Here is an 8,252-nt window from a genome sequence, read left to right as displayed (position 1 = left end):
CGCGCCCGCCCCCCCCCCCCCCGCCGCGCCCCCCCCCCCCCCGGGCGCCCCCCCCCCCCCCCCCGCCGGGGGGGGGGGGGGGCGGGGGGCTCCCCCCCCCCCCCCCCCCCCCCCACGACCCACCCCGGCCCCGGCGCCGCATGAGGTCGGCGCCGGGGTGCTCCGCTCACGACGTCGGCGTGAGGACCTTGGCCTCGTGCTTGGGCGCGGACGGCTTGCGCCCCATCCGCTCCTTCACCCGCTCCACCACCGTGTACAACGTCGGAACCAGCACCAGCGTCAGAAGCGTCGAGGACACCAGGCCGCCGATCACCACGATCGCCAGCGGCTGCGAGATGAACCCGCCCGACCCGGTCACCCCCAGCGCCATCGGCGTCAGCGCGCAGATCGTGGCCACCGCCGTCATCAGGATCGGCCGCAACCTGCGCCGGCTGCCCTCGATCACCGCCTCGACCACGCCCAGCCCCTGATCCCGGTACTGGTTGATCAGGTCGATCAGCACGATCGCGTTCGTCACCACGATGCCGATCAGCATCAGCATGCCGATCAACGCCGGCACGCCCATCGCCGTGTCGGTCGCCACCAGCAGACCCACCGCGCCGGTCGCCGCGAACGGGATCGACACCAGCAGAATCAGCGGCTGGACGAAGCTCCGGAACGTCGCCACCATGATCATGAACACGATCGCGATCGCCGCCAGCATCGCCATGCCCAGGTCGGAGAACGCGTCCGCCTGGTCGGCCGAGGCGCCGCCGATCTCGTACCGGGCGCCGGCGCCCAGCGCCACCGACTTCATCTTCGTCGTCAGCTCCTGGGTGACCGTGCCCAGATCCGACGCCTCCACCTTGCCCGACACCGTCGCCGAACGCTCACCGTCGATCCTGGTCACCTGCGTCGGACCGGCCACCTGCTCCACCTTGGCCACCGACGACAACTTCACCAGCCCCGCCGCCGTCGGCAGCTTCAGGTCCTCGATCGCCTTGACGTCCTCGGGCGCATCGCCCCCGCGCAGCACCAGGTCGCTGCTGCGGCCGTCCAGGGTGATCTGACCCAGCGGCGCGCCGCGGAACGCCTGCGCCACCGCCTGGCCGACCTGACCCTCCGACAGCCCCTTGGCCGCCGCCTTCTCCCGGTCCACCGCGACCTCGATGCGCGGCGCGCTGGCCTCCAGGTTCGACGACAGGTCACGCAGACCCTTCACCTGGCCCATCGCACCCTTGACCGCCTCGGTCGCCGTGCGCAGCGACTCGGCGTCGGGCGCCTGCACGATCACGCTCACCGTGTCGGAGGAGAACCCGCCCCCGCCGGCGCCGCCGACCGTCACCTCACCGACCCCGGACAGACCGGTGATCTTCTCGCGGAGCTGCTGCTCCACCGTCGCCGGCTCGGCGCCGTCCTTGACCGTCACCGAGAACGACGCCCGGTCCGCGCCACCGCCCACGCCGCCCTGCATGGCGTTGCCGCCACCCACGTTGACCTGGTACGTCTCCACACCGGCCAGCCCCGACAGCACGCCCTCGACCTTCTTGGCCGCCTTGTCCGTCGTGGCCAGATCGGTGCCCACCGGCATCTTCTGCGTCAGCGAGATCGTGTTCTGCCCGGAGGAGTCCAGGAAGTTCGTCCGCAGACCGCCCGCCAGGCCCATCGTCCCGACGAACACCGCCACCCCGATCAGCACCGTCACCAGCTTGAACCGCGTGGCGAACCGCAGCACCGGCAGGTACGCCCGCTGCAACGGGCTGCGCAGCTCCTTGGCCTCGGCCTCCTCACGCTGGGCCCGAGCCTGCTCCGGCGACAACGACGGCGCCTTGAGGAACCAGTACGCCAGCACCGGCACCACCGTCAGCGACACCACCAGCGAGGCCAGCAACGCCACCGCCACCGTCACCGCGAACGGCCGGAACAGCTCACCGACCATGCCGCCCACGATCGCGATCGGCGCGAACACCGCCACCGTCGTCAGCGTCGAGGCCGTCACCGCCCCCGACACCTCCCGCACCGCGGTCAGGATCGCCTGCAGCTTGGCCTCGCCGTAACCCAGATGGCGCTTGATGTTCTCCAGCACCACGATCGAGTCGTCGACCACCCGGCCCACCGCGATCGTCAGCGCGCCCAGCGTCAGCATGTTGAGCGAGTAGTCACCCGCCCACAGCGCCAGCAGCGCGATCACCACCGACAGCGGGATCGACACCGCCGTCACCAGCGTCGAACGCACCGACAGCAGGAACACCAGGATGACCAGCACCGCGAACGCCAGCCCCAGCAGGCCCTCGGTGGTCAGGTTCTCGATCGACTCCTCCACGTACGGCGCCTGGTCGAACACCACCGACACCTGCGTGTCGGAGGAGTCGCCCAGCGACCGCGTCAGCTCCGGCAGCTTCTCGCGGATCTCGTGGGAGATCGTCACCGCGTTGCCGTCGGGCGTCATCGTCACCGACACGCCGAGGCTCGTCTTGCCGTCGGTACGGGTGATCGTCGAGGCGTCGGCCAGGCCGCGCCTGATCTCGGCCACGTCACCGAGCTTGACCGGCTTGAGCGGCTTGGGCCGCGCCACCTGCTGCGGCAGCGCCGCCCGGCCCGTCTGGGCCGGCTGCCCGGCCTGCGGACGGCCCTGCGCCTGCCCCGGCGTCTGGGCCGGGGACTGGGCCTGCTGCTGGGCGGGCTGCGCGGGGGTCAGGTAGAGGTTCTTCAGCTTCTCCAGCGAGTCGACCCGCGACCCCACCTGCACGGTCAGCGACCTGCCGTCGGAGGTCAGCGACCCGGCCGGGATCGGCGTGCCGTTCGCCTTGAGCACCTCGGGGATCTGCGCCGCCGACACCCCGGCCAGCGCCATCTTCTTGACGTCCGGCTCGATCGTGACGACCTCGTCACGGGTGCCGGTGACCGCCGCCTCGCGCACCCCCTCCACGCTCTGCAACTCCGGCACCATGATCCGGCGCAGCTTGTCGGCCATCGCCCGCTCGTCGCCGCCGTCGCCCACCGCCAGCACCAGCACCGGGATGTCGTCGGTGTTGCCCGCCACCACCTGCGGGTCGACGCCCTGCGGGAGCGTGATCCTGGCGACGGCCTGCTGCATCTTGTTCAACGAGGCCTCGATGTCGGTGCCGTACTCGAAGGCCACCTGGATCTGGGCCATGCCCTCCTTCGACGTGGAGGTCATCTGCTCCATGCCGGGGATCCCCTGGAAGGAGTCCTCGATCGGCTTCGTCACCTGGTCTTCGACGATCTCCGGCGAGGCGCCGGGGAAGGGCGCGATGACGAACGCGCCCGGATACGCCAACGACGGCAGGAGCTGCTGCTTCAACTGCGGAATCGTGAACGCGCCGAACGCGGTGATCACGACCGCCACCAAGATCACAAGACTGCGGTTGACCAGACTCAACCGGGCGAAAGCGGTCATAGGCTCCCCTCCAAAGTTCGCCCCAGACTAACACTTTGCCTTATACGAATATTTAGCCTGATCCAGCTTTCCTGATAACCTTCTCAGGAAGCGAGAGGTGAGCGTGAGCGACGACCGCGAAGACCTGATCCGCCGGATCACCGAGACACAGCGCGACCTGGGAAGACTGTTCACCCAGCAACAGTCCCCCCTGTTCAGCTCCAACCTCACCATCCGGCAGCTCCGCGTCGTCATGCAGCTGTCGACGCACGGCTCGGCCTCGGGCCAGGACCTCGCCCACACCCTCGGCGTCAGCCTCGCCACCGTCACCGGCATCGTCGACCGCCTGGTCGCCCAGGGCCTGGTCAGCCGGCACGAAGACCCCAACGACCGCCGGGTGCGCCGGGTCGAGCTCACCCCCGCCGGCGACACCCTGATCGCCGAGATCAACGACGCGGGCCTCAGACACTACAAGCGCATCATGTCCCACCTCGACACCGAGACCCTGCGCGCCCTCGACCACGCCACCCGCCGCATCCGCGAAGTCGCGGACAAGCTCTACAACGAATGACCCACCCGGGGCGCTCCCGATCGTTGCTGTTTTCTCGTTGAATTACGAGGGAACGTCACCGGGCCAGCGGCTTTACATTGTAGATCTCAAGCGGGACAACATCGACGGCAGCTCGCCCTCATGGGCCACCGTCAGCCGCCGCGTCGCCCGCGTCACCGCCACGTACAGGTCGTGGCCGCCCATCGGCGACTGCTCCAGGATCCCCGCCGGATCGACCACCACCACCCCGTCGAATTCCAGGCCCTTGGCCTGCGTCACCGTCAGCACCACCACCGGCGCGTCCAGGTCCGCCGACCCCGGGAACAGGGCCGCCACCCGCGCGTGCAGCCCGTCGGGGGTGATGACCCCCAACCGGCCGCCCTCGCCCCGCGCGCCCAGCTCGGCCCGCTCCGCCGCCACCAGCGCCGGCAGCTCGGCCACCGCCGCCCGCACCGCGCGCGGCTCGTCGCCGCCGTCCCGCACCGACTCCGGCGGCTCCTGCCCCGGCGCCACCGCCGCCAGCACGTCGGCCGCCACCCGCATGATCTCCACCGGCGTGCGGTAGTTGACCAGCAGCCGCTCCTCCCGCCAGCGCCCCTCCAGGTACGGATCGAGCACCTGCGCCCACGAGCGCGCCCCCGCCGCCGACCCCGTCTGGGCCAAATCGCCCACCACGGTCAGCGACCGCGCCGGGACCCGCCGCACCACCGTCCGCCAGGCCATCGGCGACAACTCCTGCGCCTCGTCCACGATCACGTGCCCGTACGCCCACGTGCGGTCGGCCGCCGCCCGCTCGGCCGTCGTCAGCCCCGCGCCGTCGTCGGCCTGCCGCTCGGCCAGCACGTCGGCCCGGTCGAAGACGCCCTCCTCCAGCAGGCCGGTGGTCTCCAGCACCTCGCGCGCGTACAACTCCTGCTCGGCCCACTCCTCCCCCGCTCGCCTCGCCGCCACCCGGTCGGCCGAGTCGTCGTGGCCCAGCAGCTCGGCCGCCTCGTCCAGCAGCGGCACGTCGCCGACCGTCCACGGCGACTCGCGGGGCCGCACCAGCGGCGTCCAGTCCAGGCCCGGCGGGCACACCGACCACAACGTGTCCGGCGCGGACAGCAGATCGGCGACCAGCTCCTGCGGCGTCAGCTCCGGCCACAGCTCGGCCACCGCGCGCCGCACCGGCTCCTCCCCCCACAGCCGCTCGGCCGCCAGCGCGATGTCCGTCTCGTCCAGATCGCCCTCCAGGTCGAGCGGCTCGGCCAGCTCCGGGTCGTCGACCGCCAGCTCCTCCAGGTGCAGCGACTCCTCCAGCGCCCGCGCCTCCGCCCTGGCCAGCTCCTTCAGCAGCTCGGTGACGTACAGCTTGCGGGCCATGTTGTGCGGCAGGCGCACCGCCCGCGCCCGATCGCGCAGCCGCACGCACACCGCGTGCGGCACGCGCAGCCGCAGCCCGTCGAGCTCCACCTCCAGATCGCCCGCGGGCACCCGCTGCCGGTCGGCCACCGCCGCGGCCACCACCTCTGCCATCCGCAGATCGCCCTTGACCACCGCGGCCGCCGGCGGATCGGCCGCCACCGCCCGCACCCCCGGGAACAGCTCGCCCACCGTGGCCATCACCACCTGCGTCTCCCCCAGCGCCGGCAGCACCTGCCCGATGTAGCGCAGGAACATCGGGTTGGGCCCCACCACCAGCACCCCGCGCCGCTCCAGCGTGTCGCGGTGGGTGTAGAGCAGGTAGGCGGCCCGGTGCAGCGCCGCGACGGTCTTGCCGGTGCCCGGCCCGCCCTGCACCACCAGCGCCCCCTGCAGGCCCGCCCTGATCACCCGGTCCTGCTCGATCTGGATCGTGGCCACCACGTCGCCCATCCGGCCGGTACGGCCGCGCCGCAACGCCGCCAGCAGCGCCGCCTCCCCCACCAGCGTGCGCCGGTCGCCGTCGGACATGCCGTCCAGGTCGAACACTTCGTCGTCGATGCCGACCACCGTGCGGTCCTTCAGGTGCAGATGGCGGCGCCGCACCAGGCCGCCCGGGTCGGTGGCGGTGGCCACGTAGAACGGGCGCGCGGCCGGGGCCCGCCAGTCGATCAGCACCGACTCGTGGTCCTCGTCGCGCAGCCCGATCCGGCCGACGTACGTGCTGACGCCGCCGGAGTCGTCGATCCGGCCGAAGCACAGGCCGCGCTCGACCGCGTTGAGCTGGGCCAGCCGCCGCGCCTGCTCGGAGGCGGTCACCTCGCGCTCGACCCGCGCCTGCCGGGTGCCCAGCGCGCCGCCGCCGGCGTACACCTGGCGCAGCGTCGCCTGCGCCCGCTCCCTGGCCGCGTCGAGCCTGGCGTACAGCCACCGGACCGTACGCTGCTCGCTGTCAAGGGCTTCCGCGAGACCATCTTGACGATTAGCCATTCCCTGCTATACTCCTTTGCGGGAGCTCTGTGGAGCCGCTTCTCGTGTTGTCGAGCTCACGAGCCTAGCCCTCCTTCGCCGTTCCGGCAACCGACGCCGCCCGTCCGCGTTCCCGCGGCTGGTGCTAGCTTGAGCGGTCGTGTCGGACTATCTACGCGACCTGTTCTCCCTGCACGGCCGCCGCGCGCTCGTCACCGGCGGCAGCTCCGGCATCGGCCTGGCCATGGCCGAGGCGATCGGCCGGGCCGGAGCCGAGGTCGTCCTCGCCGCCCGCAGGCCCGCCGAGCTCGACCGGGCCGCCGAGCGGCTGCGCGCCCACGGCGTCACCACCTCCGCCGTCAGCGCCGACCTGCACGACCGGGACGACCTGGCCCGCCTGTGCGCCGCCGCCGGAGAGATCGACATCCTGGTCAACGCCGCCGGCAACAACATCCGCAAACCCATGGCCGAGCTCACCCCCGGCGACTACGAGCAGACCATCGCCGTGCACCTGACCGCCCCCTACCTGCTCGGCCAGCACTTCGGCCCCCGCATGGCCGCGCGCGGCCGGGGCCGCATCATCAACGTCGGCTCCCAGCAGTCCATCAGCGCCTTCGGCCACAGCGGCGTGTACGGCGCGGCCAAGGCCGCCGTCGCCGGTCTCACCCGCTCGCAGGCCGAGGCGTGGTCGGCCCACGGCGTCTGCGTCAACACGATCATCCCCGGATTCGTGCTCACCCCCCTCACCGAGCCCGCCCAGGCCGTCCCCGGCCGCGTCGAGGAGCTGGCCGCCCGGCACATGACCGGCCGCAACGGCGTGCCCGGCGACTTCGCGGGCGCGGCGGTGTTCCTGGCGGGGGACGCCTCGGCGTTCGTCACCGGCCAGCTGCTCTTCGTCGACGGCGGCTTCTCCGTGCACTGACGGCGGCGGCCGGCCCGGCCCGACGCCTTTACGTTGTAGATCAGGTGCGGCGGCGGGCGCGGTAGGCGCTGGCCTTGGCGCGGTTCTGGCACGACAGGCCGCAGAACCGGCGCGAGGCGTTGCGGGTGGCGTCGAAGAAGACCAGCTCGCACGCCGCCGCCTCGCACGTGCGCAGCCGCACCCCCTGGCCGACGCCGATCACCATGGCCAGCGCGGTGGCCGTGTCGGCCGCCCACGCGTCCACCAGGCCGGCGGCGGGCCCGTGGAAGGCCAGGACCGGCGGGTCGCCGTGCAGGTTGGGCACGGCGCCGTGCCGCAGCAGGGCCCGGTTTAGCGCGGCCGGCGCGGCGGGGCTCGCGGTGAAGGCGGGCCGGAGCTCGTCGGCCACCCCGGCCAGCCGGTCGGCGTCGGCGCCGGTCAGCGTTCTGCTGGGCGTCCATCCATGCTGGACGAAGGCGGCGTCGAGGGCGGCGCGCCGGTCGGCCGGCGGCCCGGCGGGACGACCACGCACCTGGGTGACGGCCAGTTCGTTGACCAGCAGCACGGCCAGATCCACCCACCTACCGACATAACTGTCTATCTGGGACTGGCCGGTGATGCGCCACACGTCTGTCGTCACCGGCGAAGCCTACCTAGGCAGTGAGGTCGGCGAGGGTCACTCGAAGCCGGGGGCGGGCTGCCACAGGCTGATCTCGGTGCCCTGGTCGTCGGTGCAGGAGCAGCCGCGGCCGGACTTGCTCTCGTACACCTCGCCCGTCGTGCCGCCGAGCTCGCGCACCCGCTCGACGGCGGCGTCGATGTCCTCGACGTGGTAGTAGAGGTTGGGCTGCGCGGACCGGCCGCCGGCGCGCAGGCCCATCGGCACGTCGGTGTTGGTGACGTGCAGGTAGCGCTCGTGCTCGCGCCTGAACTCCCAGCCGAACAGCGGCCCGTAGAAGGCCGCCGCCCGTTCCAGGTCCTCGACCGACAGGGTGTAGTAACCCAGCTGGACACTCATGCACGTCTCCCCGCAACAATTGCCGTTATCGTTA

General features: G+C 72.2%; 6 protein-coding genes. 2 read left to right on the top strand and 4 right to left on the bottom strand.

The window, feature by feature from the left end; genetic code table 11:
• Window positions 1-166 precede the first annotated feature (166 nt).
• Window positions 167-3,400 carry an efflux RND transporter permease subunit gene (locus tag ACIBQ6_RS11405; RefSeq protein WP_397211348.1) on the bottom strand — a complete coding sequence of 1,078 codons (3,234 nt, stop codon included), beginning with the start codon at window positions 3,398-3,400 and terminating at the stop codon, window positions 167-169.
• Window positions 3,401-3,503: 103 nt separating this feature from the next.
• Between ACIBQ6_RS11405 and ACIBQ6_RS11400 the strand changes: the two genes are divergently transcribed.
• Complete coding sequence (locus tag ACIBQ6_RS11400) at window positions 3,504-3,950, top strand: MarR family winged helix-turn-helix transcriptional regulator (RefSeq protein ID WP_397211346.1); 447 nt, start codon at window positions 3,504-3,506, stop codon at window positions 3,948-3,950.
• 72 nt (window positions 3,951-4,022) lie between these two features.
• Here the strand turns inward: ACIBQ6_RS11400 and ACIBQ6_RS11395 are convergent, their stop codons facing one another.
• Window positions 4,023-6,320 (bottom strand): ATP-binding domain-containing protein, encoded by a 2,298-nt coding sequence (locus ACIBQ6_RS11395; protein WP_358286645.1) that lies wholly within the window; start codon window positions 6,318-6,320, stop codon window positions 4,023-4,025.
• Window positions 6,321-6,459: 139 nt separating this feature from the next.
• Between ACIBQ6_RS11395 and ACIBQ6_RS11390 the strand changes: the two genes are divergently transcribed.
• Window positions 6,460-7,221, top strand: coding sequence for an SDR family oxidoreductase (locus ACIBQ6_RS11390; RefSeq protein WP_358286644.1), 762 nt, complete (start codon window positions 6,460-6,462; stop codon window positions 7,219-7,221).
• 40 nt (window positions 7,222-7,261) lie between these two features.
• Here ACIBQ6_RS11390 and ACIBQ6_RS11385 read toward each other — a convergent pair whose 3' ends face one another.
• Window positions 7,262-7,840, bottom strand: a complete 579-nt coding sequence (locus ACIBQ6_RS11385) for a CGNR zinc finger domain-containing protein (RefSeq protein WP_397211343.1) — start codon at window positions 7,838-7,840, stop codon at window positions 7,262-7,264.
• A 36-nt stretch (window positions 7,841-7,876) separates the two neighbouring features.
• On the bottom strand, window positions 7,877-8,218 hold the full coding sequence (locus tag ACIBQ6_RS11380; RefSeq protein WP_358286640.1) for a VOC family protein: 342 nt from the start codon (window positions 8,216-8,218) through the stop codon (window positions 7,877-7,879).
• Window positions 8,219-8,252 lie beyond the last annotated feature (34 nt).

The sequence above is a fragment of the Nonomuraea sp. NPDC049655 genome (assembly GCF_044465465.1).
In the GTDB taxonomy this organism is placed as follows: Bacteria; Actinomycetota; Actinomycetes; order Streptosporangiales; family Streptosporangiaceae; genus Nonomuraea.
The sequence above is the reverse complement of the archived record's forward strand: the minus strand, read 5'-3'. Positions and strand labels throughout refer to the sequence as shown.

Coding starts and splice junctions, on each gene's coding strand:
- ACIBQ6_RS11380 (WP_358286640.1), bottom strand. CDS start 8,218: ATGAGTGTCCAGCTGGGTTACTACACCCTGTCGGTCGAGGACCTGGAA.
- ACIBQ6_RS11395 (WP_358286645.1), bottom strand. CDS start 6,320: ATGGCTAATCGTCAAGATGGTCTCGCGGAAGCCCTTGACAGCGAGCAG.
- ACIBQ6_RS11405 (WP_397211348.1), bottom strand. CDS start 3,400: ATGACCGCTTTCGCCCGGTTGAGTCTGGTCAACCGCAGTCTTGTGATC.